At 32.3% G+C, this 21,139-nt stretch carries 18 protein-coding genes, 1 other RNA gene and 1 other annotated feature; of the genes, 2 read left to right on the top strand and 17 right to left on the bottom strand.

The features are described 5' to 3' along the window. Positions 1-19: 19 nt before the first annotated feature. From LQ615_RS02680 to sal(B), 9 genes are all read right to left on the bottom strand, one after another. Entirely contained in the window at positions 20-325 is a 306-nt protein-coding gene (locus LQ615_RS02680; protein ID WP_016998517.1) for a DUF1292 domain-containing protein, read from the bottom strand. A gap of 22 nt (positions 326-347) precedes the next feature. Continuing rightward, a complete protein-coding gene (gene ruvX / locus LQ615_RS02675) occupies positions 348-776 on the bottom strand; it encodes a Holliday junction resolvase RuvX (protein ID WP_016998516.1) in 429 nt (142 codons plus the stop codon). Continuing rightward, on the bottom strand, positions 769-1,038 hold the full coding sequence (locus tag LQ615_RS02670) for an IreB family regulatory phosphoprotein (protein WP_016998515.1): 270 nt from the start codon (positions 1,036-1,038) through the stop codon (positions 769-771). Before LQ615_RS02670 ends, ruvX begins: the two co-directional genes overlap by 8 nt. A 67-nt stretch (positions 1,039-1,105) precedes the next feature. Beyond that, a complete protein-coding gene (gene alaS, locus LQ615_RS02665; RefSeq protein WP_070045747.1) occupies positions 1,106-3,736 on the bottom strand; it encodes an alanine--tRNA ligase in 2,631 nt (876 codons plus the stop codon). A 42-nt stretch (positions 3,737-3,778) separates the two neighbouring features. Beyond that, positions 3,779-3,946 (bottom strand) — a binding site (T-box leader). 38 nt (positions 3,947-3,984) lie between these two features. After that, positions 3,985-6,357 (bottom strand): SF1B family DNA helicase RecD2, encoded by a 2,373-nt coding sequence (recD2, locus tag LQ615_RS02660; protein WP_016998513.1) that lies wholly within the window; start codon positions 6,355-6,357, stop codon positions 3,985-3,987. Between the two features lie 2 nt (positions 6,358-6,359). Beyond that, positions 6,360-7,025 carry a tetratricopeptide repeat protein gene (locus tag LQ615_RS02655; RefSeq protein WP_016998512.1) on the bottom strand — a complete coding sequence of 222 codons (666 nt, stop codon included), beginning with the start codon at positions 7,023-7,025 and terminating at the stop codon, positions 6,360-6,362. An 87-nt stretch (positions 7,026-7,112) separates the two neighbouring features. Beyond that, a complete protein-coding gene (gene mnmA / locus LQ615_RS02650; RefSeq protein WP_016998511.1) occupies positions 7,113-8,222 on the bottom strand; it encodes a tRNA 2-thiouridine(34) synthase MnmA in 1,110 nt (369 codons plus the stop codon). Beyond that, entirely contained in the window at positions 8,215-9,363 is a 1,149-nt protein-coding gene (locus tag LQ615_RS02645; protein WP_239703684.1) for a cysteine desulfurase family protein, read from the bottom strand. Before LQ615_RS02645 ends, mnmA begins: the two co-directional genes overlap by 8 nt. A 59-nt stretch (positions 9,364-9,422) precedes the next feature. Continuing rightward, positions 9,423-11,048, bottom strand: coding sequence for an ABC-F type ribosomal protection protein Sal(B) (gene sal(B), locus LQ615_RS02640; protein ID WP_239703685.1), 1,626 nt, complete (start codon positions 11,046-11,048; stop codon positions 9,423-9,425). A 314-nt stretch (positions 11,049-11,362) separates the two neighbouring features. Here sal(B) and LQ615_RS02635 point away from each other — a divergent pair, with 314 nt between their 5' ends. After that, entirely contained in the window at positions 11,363-12,370 is a 1,008-nt protein-coding gene (locus LQ615_RS02635; protein WP_239703686.1) for an LLM class flavin-dependent oxidoreductase, read from the top strand. A 62-nt stretch (positions 12,371-12,432) separates the two neighbouring features. Here the strand turns inward: LQ615_RS02635 and LQ615_RS02630 are convergent, their stop codons facing one another. Together LQ615_RS02630 and cymR are read right to left on the bottom strand one after the other, a co-directional pair. Then, positions 12,433-13,167 carry a trypsin-like serine peptidase gene (locus tag LQ615_RS02630; protein ID WP_016999256.1) on the bottom strand — a complete coding sequence of 245 codons (735 nt, stop codon included), beginning with the start codon at positions 13,165-13,167 and terminating at the stop codon, positions 12,433-12,435. A 193-nt stretch (positions 13,168-13,360) separates the two neighbouring features. After that, a complete protein-coding gene (gene cymR, locus LQ615_RS02625; RefSeq protein WP_016999257.1) occupies positions 13,361-13,780 on the bottom strand; it encodes a cysteine metabolism transcriptional regulator CymR in 420 nt (139 codons plus the stop codon). A gap of 91 nt (positions 13,781-13,871) precedes the next feature. Here cymR and LQ615_RS02620 point away from each other — a divergent pair, with 91 nt between their 5' ends. After that, the gene (locus tag LQ615_RS02620; RefSeq protein ID WP_239703687.1) at positions 13,872-15,140 is read left to right on the top strand and encodes a replication-associated recombination protein A; all 1,269 of its coding nucleotides are present in this window, start codon (positions 13,872-13,874) and stop codon (positions 15,138-15,140) included. A gap of 239 nt (positions 15,141-15,379) precedes the next feature. Here the strand turns inward: LQ615_RS02620 and LQ615_RS02615 are convergent, their stop codons facing one another. The 6 genes from LQ615_RS02615 to dtd all read right to left on the bottom strand — a co-directional run bounded on the left by LQ615_RS02615 (position 15,380) and on the right by dtd (position 21,132). Further along, the gene (locus LQ615_RS02615; protein ID WP_016999259.1) at positions 15,380-16,150 is read right to left on the bottom strand and encodes a tRNA threonylcarbamoyladenosine dehydratase; all 771 of its coding nucleotides are present in this window, start codon (positions 16,148-16,150) and stop codon (positions 15,380-15,382) included. A gap of 52 nt (positions 16,151-16,202) precedes the next feature. Continuing rightward, positions 16,203-16,395: non-coding RNA, 6S RNA (gene ssrS, locus LQ615_RS02610), on the bottom strand. Between the two features lie 56 nt (positions 16,396-16,451). Then, positions 16,452-18,224 carry an aspartate--tRNA ligase gene (gene aspS / locus LQ615_RS02605; protein ID WP_239703688.1) on the bottom strand — a complete coding sequence of 591 codons (1,773 nt, stop codon included), beginning with the start codon at positions 18,222-18,224 and terminating at the stop codon, positions 16,452-16,454. Continuing rightward, positions 18,224-19,489 carry a histidine--tRNA ligase gene (gene hisS / locus LQ615_RS02600; protein WP_016999261.1) on the bottom strand — a complete coding sequence of 422 codons (1,266 nt, stop codon included), beginning with the start codon at positions 19,487-19,489 and terminating at the stop codon, positions 18,224-18,226. Before hisS ends, aspS begins: the two co-directional genes overlap by 1 nt. A gap of 321 nt (positions 19,490-19,810) precedes the next feature. Beyond that, positions 19,811-20,683, bottom strand: coding sequence for an N-acetylmuramoyl-L-alanine amidase family protein (locus LQ615_RS02595; protein ID WP_070044715.1), 873 nt, complete (start codon positions 20,681-20,683; stop codon positions 19,811-19,813). After that, positions 20,680-21,132, bottom strand: a complete 453-nt coding sequence (gene dtd / locus LQ615_RS02590) for a D-aminoacyl-tRNA deacylase (RefSeq protein WP_026023630.1) — start codon at positions 21,130-21,132, stop codon at positions 20,680-20,682. Before dtd ends, LQ615_RS02595 begins: the two co-directional genes overlap by 4 nt. Positions 21,133-21,139 lie beyond the last annotated feature (7 nt).

The raw sequence follows: 21,139 nt of genomic DNA, 5'->3' as shown, positions 1-21,139 counted from the left end.
GTACTATTACAAGTGAAGTTTAGATATCATCCATTTCAGTGTTTACGATTTCTTCAATCATATCCCACTCTTCATCTGTTTCAACTGGTAATAATTTTCCGCCTTCACCGTCATCATTAGCTTCATTAATCATTGGAATCAGTTCAATTTCTTCGTCTTGATCCGAACCTTCTTCTGCTAAGATGATATATTCTTTTTTGAATTCAGGATGGTAGAATTCTAACACTTTACGATAAAGAACTTCGTTATTATTCTCATCGATTAAAGTTAGTAATTCCTCTTCGTTATTAATTTCTAAATGTCCTTCATGATTTTGTTCACTCATTATTAATTCTCCTCTGTATGCGTTATTTAATAGAATCCAAATAACCTTGTAATATAAATACTGCAGCCATTTTATCTATTACTTTTTTTCTTTTTTTACGAGATACGTCCGCTTCAAGTAATGTTCGTTCAGCGCCGACAGTACTTAATCTTTCATCCCACAATTTCAACTTCAAATCAGGTCTTTTCTTCTCTAATAATTCTTTAAAGTAGATGGAAGCTTCACCACGTGGGCCGATTGAATTATTCATATTCTTAGGCAATCCAATAATGACAGTGTCAACATCATATTGATCTATAATTTTGATTAATTCATCAAAGCCAAAATCTTCTGTTTCTTCGTTAATTTGGAGTGTATCGATACCTTGAGCTGTCCATCCCATAGCGTCACTTACAGCTACACCTATAGTCTTACTTCCAACGTCTAAACCAATTATCCTCTTGTTAAGCATTGAATTCATTTTCTTGCTTTAAATAAGTTGATACTAGTTCTTCCATTATATCATCTCTGTCTAAGCGTCTTATTTGATTTCTAGCTTCATTGTGTCTAGGGATATACGCAGGATCACCAGAAAGTAAATATCCAACAATTTGATTCACTGGATTATATCCTCTTTCTTCTAAAGTGCGATAAACATTTTGTAGTACTGTTTTGACATCTTCTTTTGGAAATTCATCATAATTAAATTTCATTGTTTTATCAAAATTATTCATCTTTTTTTACACTCCTTAACTCCATTAACTTAGTATTAATTATATCATATTCCTTTAATACTTAAAATTATAGAGTTTTAATGTAGTTTTTAACAAACTGTAATGCTTCTGTTACTTTGGAAGGATCAGTACCGCCACCTTGTGCCATATCAGGACGACCGCCACCTTTACCATTTGTAATTTGAGCAGCTTCTTTAATGATATCTCCTGCTTTAACTTTATCTGTTAATGATTTTGGAACTGAAGCTACTAATGATACTTTTTCGCCGTTAACACTTGCTAACAACAATACGGTATCTTGCATTTTTGATTTATAGTCATCCATAATTGTTCTCAATACTTTTGGATTTTCTGCTTCAACTTGTGTAGACAATACTTTTATACCGTTAATTTCTTCTACACTTTCTTCAATATTACCTGTTTTTAAGTCCGTAATAACTTTATTTTTATGTTGAAGTTCTTTTTCTAAGTCTTTAATTTGTTGTTGAATTTGATCGATTTTTTCTATTGTTCTATCTTGCTCTTTTACTTTAACATGACTCATTACATCGTTAAGAATTTGCTCTGTTTCTTTTAATGTTTCGTATGCTACCTTGCCAGTTACTGCTTCTATTCTTCTTACACCTGCACCAGTACCTGATTCTGAAACGATTTTAAACAATCCAATTTCGCTTGTGTTTTGGACATGTATACCACCACAAAGCTCAATAGAGAATGGCGACATATCTACAACGCGTACAATATCACCGTATTTTTCACCGAATAATGCCATTGCACCTTTTTCTTTAGCTTTATCGATAGACATTTCTTCAATTTGGACTGCAATGTTTTCCCAAATTTTTTCGTTCACTATTTGCTCTATTTGTTCTAATTCTTCAGCAGTTACTTGTCCAAAGTGAGAGAAATCAAATCTTAATCTTTCGCTTTCAACTAATGAACCAGCTTGGTTAACATGATTTCCTAATACTTCTTTTAATGCTGCATGTAATAAATGTGTAGCAGAATGATTTTTTGTAATACTTCTTCTTTCATCTTTATTTACAAATGCATCAACTGTAGTGCCTACATGAACTTGTCCAAATGTAACATGACCAGTGTGTAAGTTTTGACCATTTGGTGCTTTAGTAACTTCTGTCACTGCAATTTCGAATTGATCATGTCTAATGATTCCTGTATCGGCAACTTGTCCACCAGAAATTGCATAAAATGGCGTTTCTCTTAAAATAAATTGTATCGTTTCTCCACTTTCTGCTTCTTCACATATTTCGCCGTTTAGAATAATATCTGTAATTTCTGTTTGTATTTCTGTTTTATCATAACCAACAAATGTGCTCGGTGTTGTTAATTTACTCAACACTTCATTTTGAACTTGCATAGATTGCGTTTTTTGACGAGCTGCTCTTGCTCTTTCTCTTTGCTGACGCATTTCATCCGCAAAGCCTTCTTCATCTATTGATATACCTTCTTGAGTTGTGATTTCTTCTGTTAACTCAATTGGGAAACCGTAAGTATCATAAAGTTTAAATGCATCTGAACCTGATAATATATGATTATTCTCTTTAGCTTTAAGCATCATCGTGTTAAGAATCGCAAGACCTTCTTCTAAAGTTTCATGGAAACGGTCTTCTTCTGATTTAACTACTTTCTTGATGAAATCGCTTTGTTCTTTTACATTTGGATAGTATGGTTCCATTATTTCTGCAACAATATCAACTAGTTTATATAAGAATGGTTCATTAATTTTTAAACTTTGGCTAAAACGTACTGCTCTTCTTAATAACCTTCTTAATACGTATCCACGACCTTCGTTAGCAGGTAGTGCGCCATCACTAATAGCAAAACTAATCGTTCTAATATGATCAGAAATAACTTTGAATGCTGTATCTTGTTCTTTATTTTCTCGATATTTCAAACCACTAATAAGTTCTACTTGTTCAATAATTGGAATAAATAAATCAGTATCATAGTTTGTTGGAACATCTTGAGCAATAGATGTCATTCTTTCTAGACCCAATCCCGTATCAATATTTTGATTAGGTAATGGTGTATATGTGTGATCACTATTATGGTTAAACTCACTGAATACTAAATTCCAAACTTCTAAGTAACGCTCGTTTTCTCCACCTGGATACATTTCTTCTTCAGGATCTTCTTGTCCATATGTTTCACCGCGGTCATAAAAGATTTCAGTATTAGGTCCAGACGGTCCTTCACCTATATCCCAAAAGTTACCTTCGATTCTAATAATTCTACTCTCTTCCAAACCAATCATGTCATGCCACAAATCATAAGCTTCTGTATCTTCTGGATGTATCGTAACGTACAGTTTTTCAGGATCCATAGCCATCCAACGTTCGCTTGTTAAAAACTCCCATGCATATTGAATAGCTTCTTTTTTGAAATAGTTACCAATTGAGAAATTACCTAACATTTCAAAGAATGTATGATGTCTTGCCGTAAACCCTACATTTTCAATATCGTTTGTACGAATTGCCTTTTGAGCGTTAACAATTTTAGGATTTTTAGGTATTTCACGGCCATCGAAATATTTCTTCAATGTCGCAACCCCAGAATTTATCCATAATAACGTATCATCATCGATAGGTACTAAAGGTGCTGATGGTTCAACCATATGCCCTTTTTCTACGAAGAAATCAATGTACATCTGTCTTATTTCACTAGCTTTTAAATTTTTCATTCAAATCACTCCTCAAAATAAATAAAAAACGCCCATCCCTAAAAAAGGGACGAACGTATCGCGGTACCACCCTAGTTATGACACAATGTCATCACTTTAAGTTTATTTGATTATAGTTCAAAGAAGCAGCGTTCAATAAATAATGTCATGTTTTTCACCAACCAACATGTCTCTCTAAGCGATTATTTATTTACTCCTCTTCTTTTCTTATTCTATTTGATTATAAGCAGAGTTATTTTGTATGTCAATTATTTCATGAAGTCATAAGGTGTTTTATTTTGCATGTTTATCATTGGATCAACTTCATACATATTTTCTTCTGTCAGTATCAAATTTTTGATTTCAGTTGGTTCCTCTGTATCATCATTACTAAAATACAGTTTAAGTTTTGTATCGAAAGACGTCATACGTCCATTTCCTAATGTTTTAATACCTTGATTAAAAGCATTTTCCTCACCACAGACAACTAAAGACTGTTTTGCTCTTGTTAAACCAGTATATAAAATGTTTTTCTGTAACATTCTAAAGTATTGTCTAACAATAGGCATGATAACAATCGGAAATTCCGAGCCTTGTGATTTATGAATTGAACAACAATATGCATGTGTAACCTCTGATAAATCTTGTTTCGTGTAAGTTATTTCATTTCCCTCATAATCAACGATAATAACATCTTTCCCTAAAGCATTTTCTTCAGCTTTATATACGCCTATAACAACACCAATATCACCATTAAACACGTTATCGTCCGGTCTATTAATAAGCTGTAGTACTTTATCCTGTTCACGATACTCTACTTCACCGTATTGTAAAAACCTTGTTTCTTCAGTTTTAGGATTTAAAATGTCTTGAAGTAATTGATTTAACTTATTGATACCTGCTGGACCACGATATATTGGCGCAAGAACTTGAATATCTTGCATATTATATCCTTTTTTAACTGCACCTTGAACAACTTTTTCAACGACTGAAGCAATTTGGTTACTGTTACAACTGATAAATGAGCGGTCATGATGTTTTTCATTAATAGAAACTGGAATATTATTTTTTATTTTATGTGCTAAATCAATGATTGATGAACCTTCTTGTTGCCTATATACTTCTGTTAAGTTCACACGTGGAATGACTTTTGAATCAATTAAATCTTTGAATATTTGACCAGGCCCAACTGAAGGTAATTGATCTTCATCACCTACAAAAATAATTTGCGCATAATCAGGTACTGCTCTTAAAAATTGGTACATTAACCATGTATCAACCATAGACATTTCATCCAATATAATTAAATGAGCATGTATATCATTATCTAATACATCATCAGGTTGAGTATCTTTACTCCAACCTATCAATCTATGGATAGTCATGGCTTCTAAACCAGTTGATTCACTTAATCTTTTAGCTGCTCTTCCTGTTGGAGCTGCTAAAACTATTGGAAAATCAGTTCCTTCTTGATAATCATCATAATCCAAACTAACGCCATGAATTTCAGAATATAGCTCACATATTCCTCTTATAACAGTCGTCTTACCTGTACCAGGACCACCTGTTAATAACATCATTTTATTATTGATGGCTGTTTCGAGTGCATTCTTCTGCCCTTCAGCATAAGAAACGTCATTCATGTCTTCTATTTCACCAATATGAAGTTGTAAATCACTTTTTTCAATTTCTTTTAAATCTTCTTGGTGTTGATACAATCTATGCATAATTTGAACACTTTTAGCTTCTGAGTAATATAAAGATGGCATGAAACAATTATTGTCTTCTATTATAATTTTACTTTCTTCACTCATCTCAACGATAACATCATTAATTTGCTCTTTTGCTACAACTTCAGGTTGGTTATGATTTAATAATTCATATGCACCATTGATTAAAATATCAATCGGTAAAAATGTATGACCGTTTTGTAACGATTGCTGATCTAAATAGTAATTCACACCCGCCACAACACGTTCATTATGGTCTTTTGAAATACCAATTTGTTCAGCGATTTGGTCTGCTCTTTGAAAACCAATACCATTTATATCCATAACTAATCGATAAGGAGACTGTTTTATGATGTTCATTGTTTCTTCTTTATACGTTTGATAAATACTCATGGCTAGTTTAGGTCCAAACCCTAATTCATTTAACTTTATCATTATGCGTTCTATCGCTTGATTTTCTCTTATAGATTCTACTATAGTACTACGTTTTTGTTTGTTTAATTTAGGTATTTCTTCTAATACATCTGGATCATCCAATATTTTTTGTAGTGCATTTTCACCCAATTTATTGACGATTGTCTCTGCAGTTTTCTTACCTATTCCTTTAAATAAATCACTGGACAAATAATGAATGACACCTTGTTTCGTTTGAGGTAATTCTTTCTCGAAAGTGTCAGCTTGAAGTTGCTTTCCATATTTAGGATGTTCAATAACCTTACCTTTAAAAAGATAAGTTTCACCTTCTACAATTTGAGGAAAATACCCTACTATAGTGACTTCATGGTCAAAATCTTCATTTGAATCCATCACATCAACTTTTATAACAGTGTAATAGTTATCACTATTTTGAAATAATATTCTAATAACTTCACCTTTAACATGTGAAAGATCAAATAAAGATAAATTTTCCAATGCTAGTCCTCCTCTGACATTTGTTCAAACATTTTAATTGCGTGTCCACTTAATAAATGGTCCGGTTGTATCTCTACTGCTTTATTGAAGTATTGTAACGCTTCTTCAGCATCTTCATTTTTCATATATTTTGCTAATCCTAAATTATATAATGCATCCACATGTTGTGGATCTTTTTCAAGCACATTTTCTAATTGGATTATGGCTTCTCCAAACATTTCTACTTGGCAAAGTGTTAAACCATATTGAAAAGCTATTTCTAAATCATCTGGTTTTAGTTCATGAGCTCTCATAACGTATGGCATTGCTTCAGTATGTGCTCCTAATTCGTTAAAACACATGCCTAACATAAAGTTAGTATCTGAATCATTTAAACCTTTTTGAATAGCAAATTGATATAGTTTAACAGCTTCATCAAATCTTTGTTGATTGTAATATAAATTCGCTAAACTATAATATGCACCACCGTGCTCTTCATTTATAGTAATAGCTTTTTGGAAGAATTTTTCTGCTTTTTCTAGTTCATCCGCTTCTGCCAAAATAGTACCCGCATTAATGTAATTCGTCACTTCATTTGGATTCTCTTCTATATTTTCAAATAAACATTTGAGTGCTTCATCAAATTTTTTATTTTCTATTAATTCTACGATTTCATTTTCGTTATGCATGATTTAACTCCTTTAAAATTATCATTGACTACCATTATAACAAAATTAAAAAGAGGTGTATCTTAAAAGATATCACCTCTAAAAATTTTATACCATATAATCTAATTGCTTTTCAGTTTTATATACTTCATCAATTGTAGCGCCACCTAAACAAACTTCACCATCATATAATACGACAGCTTGTCCAGGTGTAATTGCTCTTACTGGTTCTTCAAAAATGACTTTAATTTGGTTATCTGAAATTTTTTCTACTGTAACATTTGTATCTTTTTGTCTATATCTAAATTTTGCAGAACACTGAATTGGTGTGCTGAAATCTAATTCATTGATGAAAGAAATATCAGAAGCGATTAAGTAATCACTATATAAAGCTTCATGGTGAAAGCCTTGTTCAACATATAACACATTATCTTTAAGGTTTTTACCTACAACAAACCATGGATCTCCGTCTCCGCCAATTCCTAGACCATGTCTTTGTCCAATTGTATAATACATTAAACCAGTATGTTCTCCCATATCTAGGCCATCAAGTGTTTGCATTTTACCATTTTGAGCAGGTAAATATTGAGATAAAAATGTTTTAAAGTTTTTTTCGCCGATAAAACAAATCCCCGTAGAATCTTTCTTTTTAGCAGTTGCTAAATCTTGTTCTTCTGCAATTTTTCGTACTTCACTTTTTTCTAATTCTCCTAATGGGAACATAACTTTAGAAAGTTGTTCTTCTGTTAATTGGTTTAAGAAATAAGTTTGGTCCTTATTATTGTCTACGCCTCTAAGCATTTCTACTTTATCACCATCGCGTCTTACACGAGCATAATGACCTGTAGCAACATAATCTGCTCCAAGTTTTAAAGCATGATTTAAAAATGCTTTGAATTTAATTTCTTTATTACACATAACATCAGGGTTTGGTGTTCTTCCTTTTTTATACTCATCTAAGAAATACGTAAACACTTTATCCCAATATTCTTTTTCAAAATTTACTGCATAATAAGGAATATCTAATTGGTTACATACTGCAATAACATCATTATAGTCTTCAGTAGCTGTACAGACACCATTTTCATCAGTGTCATCCCAATTTTTCATAAATATGCCTACGACATCATAACCTTGTTCTTTTAATATATGCGCAGTTACAGAACTATCTACGCCCCCGCTCATACCTACGACTACACGGGTAGATTGATTATTCATTTTCTTCCTCCTTAAATTGATGATATATTTTCATAATTGCACTTACAATATAGTTAATCTCTTCTTCAGTTGTCTCTAATCCAAAACTAAATCTTACAGATTTTTTCGTTCTTTCTTCATTGCCAAACATCGCTTGTAGTACATGAGATGGTAGTGTAGATCCAGCTGTACAAGCAGAACCACTTGAAACATAAATATTAGACATATCCAATAACGTAAGCATTGTTTCAACTTCTATAAATGGAAAGTATAAATTCGTTATATGGCCGGTTGTATCTGTCATACTTCCATTAAGTTCAAATGGTATCGCATTTTGTTGTAATCCTACGATTAAATTTTGCTTTAAATTCATTAAGTGTACATTTTGGTAATCCATATTTTCATTAGCTTCAATTATAGCCGTTGCCATTCCACAAATATAAGGAACATTCTCAGTACCTGCTCTTCTCTTTAGTTCTTGTTCTCCACCTTGAATAAATGTATTAAACTGAATATCCTTTTTAACAAGCAAAGCACCTATACCTTTTGGACCACCAAATTTATGAGCTGTAATACTTAGCATATCCATAGGCATTTCATTAAAATCAATAGGCATATGTCCAATTGCTTGAACAGCATCGACATGGAATGTAATTTCTTGTCCTTCAATTATTTCGGCAATCTCATATAAAGGTTGAACAGTTCCAACTTCATTATTAACAAGCATAATTGAAATTAAAGTTGTATCTGGTCTAATGCTCTCTTTTAAATGTTCTAAATCTACAACACCATTTGGATGAACATCTAAATAAGTGACTTCAAATCCTTCACGCTCAAGTTCTTCAAAGACATGCAATACAGAATGATGCTCTATACTGCTTGTGATAATATGCTTTCCTTGATTTTCTTTTTTTCTCGCAACGCCTTTTATTGCCGTATTGTTTGCTTCTGTCGCACCACTTGTAAATATAATTTCATTTGGTTGAGACCCTAAAACAGATGCAATGTCTCTTCTCGCTTGATCTAAATATTTCCTCCCATCTCTACCTATAGAATGTATAGAAGATGGATTTCCATAATGCTCTGATAATATTTCTGTTATTTTTTCAGTAACAATAGGTTTTACTGGCGTGGTCGCTGCATAATCTGCATATACTTTCATCTTGAACGTCCTTTCTTAGTTTTCAATGTCACTATTCTAGCACCATTTTATAAAATTGACTAGAAGTCTGTTTCTTTATTTCTTTCATCTGTATATTGCTCTAATATTTTTAACTCATCCTTCATCGATTCAGCATCAATAGGTGTATTAATAGATACATTTTCATGAATGAGCTTACAGTTTTCAATCTTCCAAACTTGGTCTCTTATTTCATCTTTAAAAATTTCATCATGCGACACAATAATTACTGCACCATTAAAACTTTGGATTAATTGTATGATTTTCTCTTGCATACCAATATCAAAATAATTAGTTGGTTCATCTAAAATTAAGATGTGTGGGTTAGAAAAATATAATTTTACAAATTGTAACCTGCATTTTTCTCCCATTGATAACTGACGAACTTTATCATTCATCCTGCTCTTATCAAAATAAAAACTCGCTAAAATAGTCCTCGCGTCTGTTATCGTCATATTCTCAATATCCATAACTTCTTCTAATACCGAGTTATTTGGGTTTAAATTTTGAAAATCTTGCGAGAAGTATCCTATGTCTAAGTCTGGGTGCTTTTTGACAGCTCCACTCATTGGTAATAAGTTACCTAAAATTAATTGTATCAATGTAGATTTACCGGACCCATTTTTACCTTCTATAATTACAGTTTGATTTCTCTTTATTTCAAAATAAGTGTCTTTAAAAATTTCACGACTCTTATATGAAAATGAAACATTTTCGAATCTTACTAAATAATGTGATTTAAATTCATTATTTTCTATAGAAAAGGATTTATTTTCTTCTAACGGATTATCAGATTTTGATTCTTCTAATTTACGATTTAACTGATGTTCTTTTGATTTAAATCTTTTAGCTAATTTACTTAATTGTTTTTGAGCATATGGACTTCGAACAGAAGCTTTCTGAGCAGCTCTTTGATACCATTCTTTGTATTTCTTAATACTTTCTTCTATTGCTTTTTGTTCTTTCTGTTCTTTTTCATATTTTAATTTTTCTGTTTCAATTTCAATATCTATTTGATTTTTATAATCATCATAATGACCTGAATATCGAGTTGCACCATCTTTTGTGAGTTCTAAAATAGCATCTGGTGTTACATTTAAAAACTCTCTATCATGCGAAACGAATAGAATAGCTCTTTGTTCTGATTTAAAAGCTTTTATTAGCCACACTTTCATCTCTTTATCCATATGGTTAGTTGGTTCGTCTATTAATAATAATGGTGCATCTGATAAAATAACTTTTAAAAATGAGACTTTAGTTTGCTCACCACCACTTAAAGTGCCTATCTTTTGCTCAAAATGTGTTGATGATAATCCTAATTTATTTCCTTCAATAATAATGTTATTTTCAACGTTATATCCGTCTAATTCTATATAACTATTTAAAGAATCAATGTCAGATAAATCTTTTCTCAATTCAACTAACTTTGGATATGCAGACATGACATAATCCATAACATCAATATCATCATATTTACTTAAATCTTGTTCCATCATGGCTGTATCAATCAATTCATTTTTATGAATATGATGTAATAGCGTAGATTTACCAACACCATTAACGCCGATAATGGCTAAATGCTCATGGTCTTCGATATGAAATGACAAACGTTTTATAAGCTGTTTATTCTCAATTTCTAATGGTTTTTCTTCAAATAAAAATAGCATAATGTTGCCTCCCGACCCATGTATTACACATACAAGGACGCACCATTACACTATTCTCAGTAATGGTGGCTTACAATATTTAGACATATTTATCCAATCATCATTGTGTAATACAATGGTATTTTTACGTAATCAAATTAAGTGCGTAAAAATTATTGGATGTCCATGTCTAATATTGATGCCACCTTTCGCTAAATTTTCATATAGTATAACGAGAAGTTTTACATTAGTCAACTTTTAATGAGCAATTTCATAGAGCGCCTTCTTTACTATTGTTATACTTCGATTATATAAATAAGTAAGGAGAATTAAACATGCAATCACATTTCCCAATTTCTGCTTTGAATCTTGTTCCTTTAAGAAAAGGAGAATCAGAGCAAGAAGCGATTCAAAATATGGTACAACTTGCACAACATGTAGAAAAATTAGGTTACGAACGTTATTGGATAGCTGAACATCATAATGCACCTAATTTAGTAAGTTCTGCAACTGCTTTATTAATACAACATACTTTAGAACATACAGATTCAATCATGGTAGGTTCAGGTGGTATCATGCTTCCTAACCACGCTCCACTAGTCGTAGCAGAACAATTTGGTACAATGGCTACTATGTTTCCAAACCGTCTTAATTTAGGACTTGGTCGCGCTCCCGGCACTGATATGATGACTGCTTCTGCACTAAGACGTGATTCACATAAAGGTGTATATACATTCGGAGATGACATTAAACAATTATTAAAATATTTCGGTCCTGAAGAAAATCAATCATATGTAAGACCTTACCCTGGTGTAGATACAAATATCCCTATATACGTGTTAGGTTCATCAACAGATTCTGCACACTTAGCAGCTCGCCTTGGTCTACCTTATGTGTTTGCAGCTCATTTTGCACCACAACAAATGGCACAAGCTATAGAAATTTATCGTGATTTATTCGAACCATCTGAGTATTTAGATAAACCACGTGTGACAGTATGTTTAAATGTCATAATAGGAGAAACAGATGAAGAAGCAACATATTTATCATCCACTATGCATTTAATGTTCTTAGGTATTGTTAGAAATTCACGTTTACCATTACAACCACCAACAGATCAATTAGAAAACATTTGGTCACCTCAAGAAAAATATATGGCACAAGATAAAACAAACACTTCATTTATAGGTAGTGAAGAAACAGTTAAAAAACAATTTTTAGCATTCCAAGAAAAATATAATGTAGATGAAATTATGGCAGTTAGTTATATTTATGATTTAGATAAACAGTATAAATCGTTTGAATCATTCAAAAAAGTAGTAGACGAAATATACAGTGAGTAAATTAGATATAAAAACACACAGTCCGAGACATTTAAAAATGTCTCGGACTGTGTGTTTATGTTCTATTTTAAATTATTATTAATATATTCTTGTACACTTGAATTGAATAGGACTCCACTGTTATGTTCACCTGTAACGCCACCATAATGAATACCAATCAATTCTTTATTAGCGTTAAATATAGGTGAACCTGAGTTACCACCGTATGTGCTTAAATCATATGTAATGCTACTGCCTGAAGCGGATAATACATTACCTTTACTTTCCCATAAAGTAGCTAATGGCTTGTCACCAGGATAACCTGTAACTGTAATTGGATCACCTTTTTTCACAGATGATGTATCTACTGGACTTGAAGGTTGAACTACATCACCAATAGACTGTCCTTTACTATTCTTACCAACATGGACTACAGCTAAATCTTCTCCATCTGGCGCAGTTGTGTAATCAGTAGCTGTGAAAGTACCAAACGGGTAATTTCCTTCGCCATTTGCTCCTGGTGAGAATTTCAATTGAGATGCATCACCATTCGTAAAGTCTACTACATGTTTATTTGTTAAAATTGTATTTTTACCTACTACAACCCCAGATGCTATAGACGTACCGCCTATATCAGCAAATGCAACAGATTGGTAATGTCCAGAAGTCGTGTCTGTTATTTGCGTGCGGTCATTCTTAGGTAATATGACCCTTGGTTGTTTTGGTTCATTATGTGCATTTGCTTCTAATGGTGCACTAACTAGACCAACCATAATAACGGAGACTAAGGCCAACATAAATATTTTTAATCTATTCATTTAAAACACTCCTTTGTTGTAATGTACAATTATTTTAATATGAAATTAATATTCTAGGATAAAAATACCCTACTTTGATATTATTTATACCCAACTGTTAACTTTTATAGCAGTTTTTTACAGTTGGGCACTGAAATCGTACACTTAGGCATAAAAAAAGAGATTGAACGCGAGCGTTCAATCTCAATTATTTTTAAATATAGAACATATAACCTTCTAATTCATCTTGGTTTGTATAGTTCGCTAAATATTCTAAAGTCGTATTATCCAGCACTTCTTTAACAGCGTCACGTATTCTTATCCATAACTGTTGTTGAGCTGGAGGTTCATCTTCTATTCCTTCGACTGGTGTAATTGGTCCTTCTAATAACCTTATAACATCCCCAGCAGTGATTTCAGATGGTGATTTTTGTAATTCATATCCCCCTTTTGCACCTCTGACACTTTTAATAAGACCAGCATTTCTTAATGGCCCTACCAATTGTTCTAAATATAAATCACTTAAATTATTTTCTTCGGCGATAGACTTCAATGATGTACATCCTTGACCATAACGCTTGGTCAACGATATCATTAGTGTTAAGCCATATCGTCCCTTAGTTGAAATTTTCATGTACTACACCTCTTGTTTTCTTTAAAAAGTATTGTTTAACTTATTTTATCATTTTTTTGACAGTTTGAGTAATTAGAAAGGTTGATCACAGATGAAAAACGAACCGTTAGCATATAGAATGCGTCCAAAAACGATAGATGATGTCATTAGTCAAGATCATTTAGTTGGACCTAAAGCCATTATTAGACGAATGGTAGAAACTAAAAGATTAACGTCTATGATTTTTTATGGGCCCCCAGGAATAGGAAAAACAAGCATTGCACAAGCTATTGCAGGTAGTACACAATATAAGTTTAGACAGCTTAACGCTGTTACAAACACGAAAAAAGATATGCAACTTGTCGTAGAAGAAGCTAAAATTTCTGGACAAGTTATATTACTGTTAGATGAGATTCACAGATTAGATAAAGCGAAGCAAGACTTTTTATTACCTCACTTAGAATCGGGCAAAATAGTTTTAATTGGTGCAACCACTTCAAATCCATATCATGCTATTAACCCAGCGATTAGAAGTAGAGCTCAAATTTTCGAATTATATCCGCTAGAAGAGGAAAACATTATAGAAGCTTTAAATCGTGCATTAAACGATGAAGAAAATGGATTATTATCATATCAACCTGAAGTAGATGAAGAAGCAATCGCTTATTTCGCACAAGCTAGTTATGGTGATGTAAGGAGCGCTTTGAATGCATTAGAACTAGCTGTATTAAGCGCAGATATCGAAAATGATACTCGACACGTTACGGTTGAAGACGCAAAAACATGTATACAAAAAAGCGCTTTTCAACATGACAAAGATGGTGATCAACACTACGATGTCATGAGCGCATTCCAAAAATCTATTAGAGGTAGTGATGTAGATGCTGCACTACATTACTTAGCACGACTTATAGAAGCTGGAGACTTACCTACCATAGCTAGGCGTTTATTAGTTATTAGCTATGAAGATATTGGTTTAGCTTCACCAGGCGCTGCAGCAAGAACATTATCAGCAATTGAAGCAAGTGAACGATTAGGATTTCCCGAAGCACGTATTCCATTAAGTCAGGCAGTTATAGAGCTGTGCCTCTCTCCTAAATCTAACTCAGCTATTACCTCAATAGATTCAGCATTATCAGATATTAAAAATGGTAAAGCAGGTCTTGTGCCAAAACATTTAAAAGATGGACACTATCAAGGTGCTAAAGAATTAGGTAACGCAATAGGCTATAAATATCCTCATAACTATGAAAATAGTTATGTAAAACAACAATATTTACCTGATACATTAAAGCATAAACAATACTACCAACCAAAATTAACGTCCAAAGCAGAACAACAATTTGCAGAAGTCTACAAAAATTTAAAAAACAAAAACTAATATATAATAAAATCATCTAGAATATAAAGATAGGTGTCAGCACTTTACACAAACGTAGAAAATATAGATTTAATGGGCTTGTTTACAATCTCTAGCTCGTTAGAGAATGTAACGAGCTTGTCTTATATTTCTTGTACGTTAGAGAATCCATTATTCTCTTATTCATTATAAACAATAAGCTACACGTGCTTATATAATAAAAACAGGCTGGGACATATAAATGTCTCAGCCTGTTGTTTTTACTTATCTTTAACTCTCTTAACATGAATATCTTTTAGTATGTCATTCACTACATAACTTGCACAAATCAATCCTACTGTACTTGGTACAAAAGCATTTGAAGATGGTGGCATTTGTGCTTTTCTAACTTTAGCATTTTTATCTCCGACGACTTCATTAACATCTTCTCTTATTACAATAGGACTTTCATCACTAAATACTACATTTATTCCTTTATGAATTCCCATTTTTCTAAGTTTAAGACGAATAATTTTTGCCATTGGATCAGTATGTGTTTTTGAAATATCAGCAATTTCAAATCTAGTAGGGTCTGTTTTATTTGCAGCCCCCATACTTGAAATCACATTGATGTTTCTTTCTAAACATTCTTTCATAAGATGTATTTTGTACATAATTGTATCACTAGCATCTAAAAAATAATCTATATCGTATTCATTAAATAATGCTTCGTATGTTTCTTCTGTATAAAACATATGTAATGAAGTGACTTTGCAATCTGGGTTGATTAATCTAATGCGTTCTTCCATTAAATCAACTTTAGATTGTCCAATTGTTGTAGTAAGTGCATGTAATTGTCTATTCACATTTGTAATATCTACATCATCTTTATCGATTAAAATTATATGTCCTATATTCGTTCTTGCTAGTGCTTCAGCAGCAAAAGAACCAACGCCGCCTACTCCTAGTACAACAACTGTTTTGCTTTTAAGTAAATCTAATCCTTCTTTACCAATCGCTAACTCATTTCTTGAGAATTGATGTTTAGTCATATTTTTAACTCCTTTACACAAAAATACGCAAGACATAGAGTCTTGCGTACCGATAGAATCCAATTGTGCCGTAATATTGCGTGCTAGATCATTTTGGCCTGCTAAATACAGGTGGGTGCCCTGTTTCTTATTTTGCATGTCCTCCTTAAGAGGCGTATGCGCTATTAAGAAAACCCATTAGGCTCCCTTGATCGAAAGTGTTAGGTCAAAATACATAAAGCGTATCACGAACACTTCAGATGTCTACCTTATAAATTTATTTTATCATAATTCTTTTAAATAACAAGTATTTATACTTTTGTTATTCTTCGTCTAAATCTAATTGTAAATGTAATTCTTGTAATTGACTATTTGATACTTTGCTTGGTGCGTCAGTTAATAAACAAGATGCGCTTGCTGTTTTAGGGAAAGCAATTGTATCGCGTAAATTAGTTCTACCAGCCAATAACATAACAAGTCTATCCAACCCTAAAGCAATTCCACCATGTGGAGGTGCTCCATATTTAAACGCTTCTATTAAGAAACCGAATTGTTCTTGAGCTTCCTCATCTGTAAATCCTAAAGCTTTAAACATTTTTTCTTGTAAGTCAGATTTGTGGATTCTGATTGAACCCCCACCTAATTCAAATCCATTTAATACAATGTCATAAGCATTTGCTTCAACATTTGTAGGATCTGTTTCTAACATATCTTCGTGTTCTTTTTTAGGAGCAGTGAATGGATGATGGGCAGCAACATAACGGTTAGTATCTTCATCATATTCAAATAATGGCCAATCTGTAACCCATAAGAAGTTATATTGATTAGGATCTATTAAGCCACGTTCTTTACCAAGTTTATTTCTTAATTGAGCTAAACTAGCTGCAACAACATCTTTTTTATCTGCAACAAATAGAATTAAATCACCAGATTTTGCTTCTGTTTCCTTTAATAATTCTTCTGTGTGTGATTCATTAAAGAATTTGCTAATTGGACCGTTTAATCCTTCATCAGTTACTTTAACCCAAGCTAAACCTTTAGCTCCGTATATACTTGCAAATGATTGTAATTGATCAATATCTTTTCTTGAATAGTCGTCTGCTCCATTTTCAACAACTATCGCTTTAACTTCCCCACCGTTTTCAACAGCACCTTTAAATACTTTGAATTCCATTTGTGAAGCTAATTGTGATAAATTTATTAATTCCATACCGAAACGTGTATCTGGTTTATCAATACCATATCTCTCCATTGCTTCAGCGTAAGTCATACGAGGGAATGGTGTCGTAATATCGATTCCTTTAACGTCTTTCATAATACGTTTCATTAAACCTTCGTTCATTGTCATAACATCTTCTTGATCAACGAAACTCATTTCGATATCTATTTGAGTAAACTCAGGCTGTCTATCAGCTCTTAAATCTTCATCTCTGAAACATTTAACGATTTGATAATACTTATCAAAACCGCCTATCATTAATAACTGTTTAAAAATTTGTGGTGATTGAGGTAATGCATAAAATTCACCATCATGGACACGTGATGGAACTAAGTAGTCTCTAGCCCCTTCTGGTGTTGATTTCGTTAAAACAGGTGTTTCAACCTCAAAGAAATCTCCTTCATCTAAGTAGTTTCTAACAGAGCGTGTAATTTGATGTCTCATTTTAAATGTTTGAGCTAAACTTTCTCTACGTAAATCTATATATCTATATTTAAGACGAACATTTTCATCTATATCATTTACATCTGTAATTGAGAACGGTGGTGTTTCAGATTCATTTAATATTTCTATACTTGAAACTTGCACTTCTACTTTACCAGTTTTAATTTTATCATTAACTGATTTTTCATCTCTTTTAGTTACTTGACCTTTAACTTGTATAACATATTCAGAACGAACTTTATCAGCAATTTTTAAAGCTTCTTCTGAAAAATCTGGGTTAAAAACAATTTGTACTACGCCTTCACGATCACGTAAATCTATAAAAATAAGTCCGCCAAGGTCACGTCTTTTTTGTACCCATCCGTTTAAAGTTACTGTCTGTCCAATATATTCTTCTGTTACACTTCCACAATAAGTTGTTCTTTTATCCATTATGATTCCACCTTTAAATAATTCTCTAATTCTGAAAATGCTACTGGTTCACTTTCGCCAGTTTTCATATTTTTAACTTCTACTTGCTCTTTTTGTAATTCATCTTCACCAATAACAATTGTATAAGTTGCATTTAATCTGTCAGCTTGTTTCATTTGGCCTTTTAATTTTCTACTTAAGTAATCTTTGTCACAACTAATACCTGCTAATCTTAGTTTATTAAGTAATTCTACTGAATAATGATCAGCTTGTTCTCCCATAGTAGCGATAAATAAATCTATAGAGTCTTCTTGTTCTATTTCAATGCCTTCCGCCTCTAGAGCGAGCAATAGTCTTTCAATACTTAAAGCAAATCCTATACCTGTTTCTTTTGGACCATCTAATAATTCTAATAATCCATTATAACGTCCACCGCCACATAGAGTTGTAATAGCTCCGAATCCTTCTGCATTGCTCATTACTTCAAATGCAGTGTGCGTATAATAATCTAAACCACGTACTAAATTGCTATCAATTTCATATTCAATACCAATTTCATCTAATAGTGTTTTAACTTCTTCGAAATAACTTTTTGAATAATCATTCAAGTATTCAGTAATTTTCGGCGCATTTTTTACAGCTTCTTTATCTCGATCAACTTTACAATCTAGAATGCGCATTGGATTTGTATAAAGTCTGTTTTGACAATCTTGACAAAATGTATCAATGACTGGCTCAAAATGTTCTTGTAATGCTTTAGAATAATCTGCTCTTGATTCAGCATCACCAATACTGTTAATAACTAGTTTTAAGTTTTTCAAACCGAATGACTGATAAATGTGTACAAGCATTGCAATAATTTCAACATCGATTGCAGGATTTTCTGATCCAATTGCTTCTACTCCAAATTGAACGAATTGACGATAACGTCCTTTTTGTTTTCTTTCGTATCTAAACATAGGACCAGTATAATATAATTTTACAGGCTGATTCGCATTACCTTGCATTTTATTTTCTATGAAACTTCTCACTACACTAGCAGTACCCTCAGGTCTCAATGTGAGACTTCTATCACCTTTATCTTTAAATGTGTACATTTCTTTCTGTACGACATCAGTTGAATCTCCAACACCTCTACTAAATAAATCCGTGCTTTCAAATATAGGTGTTCTAATTTCTTTATAATTATAAATTTTCATCAGTTCGTGTAATTTATTTTCAATATACTGCCATTTATAACTATCTTTCGGCAAAATATCTTGTGTGCCACGTGGTATATTTATCATTTAATTTCCTCCTTAAAATTAAAAAAGTCCCTTGTATGCTTAATAAACATACAAGGGACGAAGATTCCGTGTTGCCACCCTAATTAGTATTCTCTAAAAAAGAATACTCACTTAACAACATTGTAACGGATGTCAATCGATCTTACTTTCATAAGATTCCCTCTTCTTGTGTTCAAAAGTATACGTGGCATCTTTATAACTTTCAGCACATGTTATAATCTCTGTGTTCAGCCTAAAGTGTATACTATTCAAGAATAAACGGTAAGTTTATATTTAGTAATTTATATTAATAGTAACCCCATACTTAATTTCAGTCAACATTTAATTTGAAAAGTAAACTTTCAAACCATCTACAATACCAGTTTCAACTATGTGTCTGTATTTGCGATCAACGATTAAGTTTTCATCAGTTGGGTTGCTTATATATCCAAGTTCTAATAATACAGCAGGTGACTTAGCTTGTCTAATAACTTGGAAGTTTTCATTTCTTACCCCTCTATCAGACAAGATAGACTTTTGATTGATTGAAGTGTGTAAAGTTTTTGCGAAATCTTTATGACTTTCATGATGATAATAAACTGTTAAACCATGTGGATTAGAAGATTCAAGTGCGTCATTATGTATGCTTATGAATACATCTCCATCAGCTTGTCTATCTTTTAATTTAACGTACTCATCTTTTGAACGTGTTAATTTTACTTTAGCACCTTCATCTTTTAACATTTTTTCCAATTCTTTAGCAGTTTTTAACGTCATTACTTTTTCTGTTACGTCTTTGTGTTTGGAGCTTGCCGCGCCTTGATCACTTCCACCGTGCCCTGGATCAAGTACAATGGTTTTACCCTTTAATGGTTTTTGGACTGGATCCACATCTTCTTTAATATCTAAATTTGTATGCCAACCAGCAATCCAACCCTTTTCATTGTCACTATTAATGACTTCAAACCATTTACCTTCTCTATCTATGATTTCAAACTTATCTCCATCTTTAACATCAAATATAATTGGATAAAATGCAGCTGGACCGGTTCTCAGTTCACCATCTTCTATCATAGAAAGTGACTTAGGTTCTTCATCTTCTTGTGTTAAGAGATTAATAATAATAATAATTAATGCTAATAATATTAATCCCACGATAATAATCGGTATTGGCTTTAGTTTCTTTTTTTTAAACCATAAGCTTATTCGGTTCATTGAATAATACCATCCTTGCTTTCGAAAATAATCGTTATTGGACCATCATTAACAAGTGATATATCCATATGTGCACCAAATTCACCACTTTTGACAGGTATACCATAAGAAGCTAATTGTTCATTAAAATATCTATATATATTGTTAGCTTCGGTTGGTTCTTTAGCATTCGTAAACCCAGGTCTATTTCCTTTTTTTACTGAAGCATATATTGTGAATTGTGAAATAGATAGTATTTCCCCATCAACTTGATGTATATCTAAATTCATTTTACCTTGGTCATCTTCAAAAATTCGAGTTTTGGCGATTTTTTTAGCAATGGCGTCAGCATCTTTATACGTTGACTCTTCACCAACTCCTACTAGCAATAAAAAACCTTGTTTAATTTCATTTTGAATATTTTCAGATGTCACTTTAGCTTGACTTACTTTTTGTAAAACAACTTTCAAAATATCA

The sequence above is a fragment of the Mammaliicoccus sp. C-M13 genome (assembly GCF_022386845.1).
Classification (GTDB): domain Bacteria; phylum Bacillota; class Bacilli; order Staphylococcales; family Staphylococcaceae; genus Mammaliicoccus; species Mammaliicoccus lentus.
Note: the sequence above shows the minus strand (reverse complement) of the source record. Positions and strands in the feature narration are given on the sequence as shown.

What these genes read in the sequence shown, in the direction of transcription:
- LQ615_RS02620 (WP_239703687.1), top strand. Translation starts at nt 13,872, where the DNA reads ATGAAAAACGAACCGTTAGCATATAGAATGCGTCCAAAAACGATAGAT.
- LQ615_RS02655 (WP_016998512.1), bottom strand. Translation starts at nt 7,025, where the DNA reads ATGCATAACGAAAATGAAATCGTAGAATTAATAGAAAATAAAAAATTT.
- LQ615_RS02630 (WP_016999256.1), bottom strand. Translation starts at nt 13,167, where the DNA reads ATGAATAGATTAAAAATATTTATGTTGGCCTTAGTCTCCGTTATTATG.
- ruvX (WP_016998516.1), bottom strand. Translation starts at nt 776, where the DNA reads ATGCTTAACAAGAGGATAATTGGTTTAGACGTTGGAAGTAAGACTATA.
- cymR (WP_016999257.1), bottom strand. Translation starts at nt 13,780, where the DNA reads ATGAAAATTTCAACTAAGGGACGATATGGCTTAACACTAATGATATCG.
- LQ615_RS02615 (WP_016999259.1), bottom strand. Translation starts at nt 16,150, where the DNA reads ATGACTAAACATCAATTCTCAAGAAATGAGTTAGCGATTGGTAAAGAA.
- mnmA (WP_016998511.1), bottom strand. Translation starts at nt 8,222, where the DNA reads ATGAATAATCAATCTACCCGTGTAGTCGTAGGTATGAGCGGGGGCGTA.
- LQ615_RS02645 (WP_239703684.1), bottom strand. Translation starts at nt 9,363, where the DNA reads ATGAAAGTATATGCAGATTATGCAGCGACCACGCCAGTAAAACCTATT.
- LQ615_RS02595 (WP_070044715.1), bottom strand. Translation starts at nt 20,683, where the DNA reads ATGAACCGAATAAGCTTATGGTTTAAAAAAAAGAAACTAAAGCCAATA.
- LQ615_RS02680 (WP_016998517.1), bottom strand. Translation starts at nt 325, where the DNA reads ATGAGTGAACAAAATCATGAAGGACATTTAGAAATTAATAACGAAGAG.
- alaS (WP_070045747.1), bottom strand. Translation starts at nt 3,736, where the DNA reads ATGAAAAATTTAAAAGCTAGTGAAATAAGACAGATGTACATTGATTTC.
- aspS (WP_239703688.1), bottom strand. Translation starts at nt 18,224, where the DNA reads ATGGATAAAAGAACAACTTATTGTGGAAGTGTAACAGAAGAATATATT.
- hisS (WP_016999261.1), bottom strand. Translation starts at nt 19,489, where the DNA reads ATGATAAATATACCACGTGGCACACAAGATATTTTGCCGAAAGATAGT.
- LQ615_RS02635 (WP_239703686.1), top strand. Translation starts at nt 11,363, where the DNA reads ATGCAATCACATTTCCCAATTTCTGCTTTGAATCTTGTTCCTTTAAGA.
- LQ615_RS02670 (WP_016998515.1), bottom strand. Translation starts at nt 1,038, where the DNA reads ATGAATAATTTTGATAAAACAATGAAATTTAATTATGATGAATTTCCA.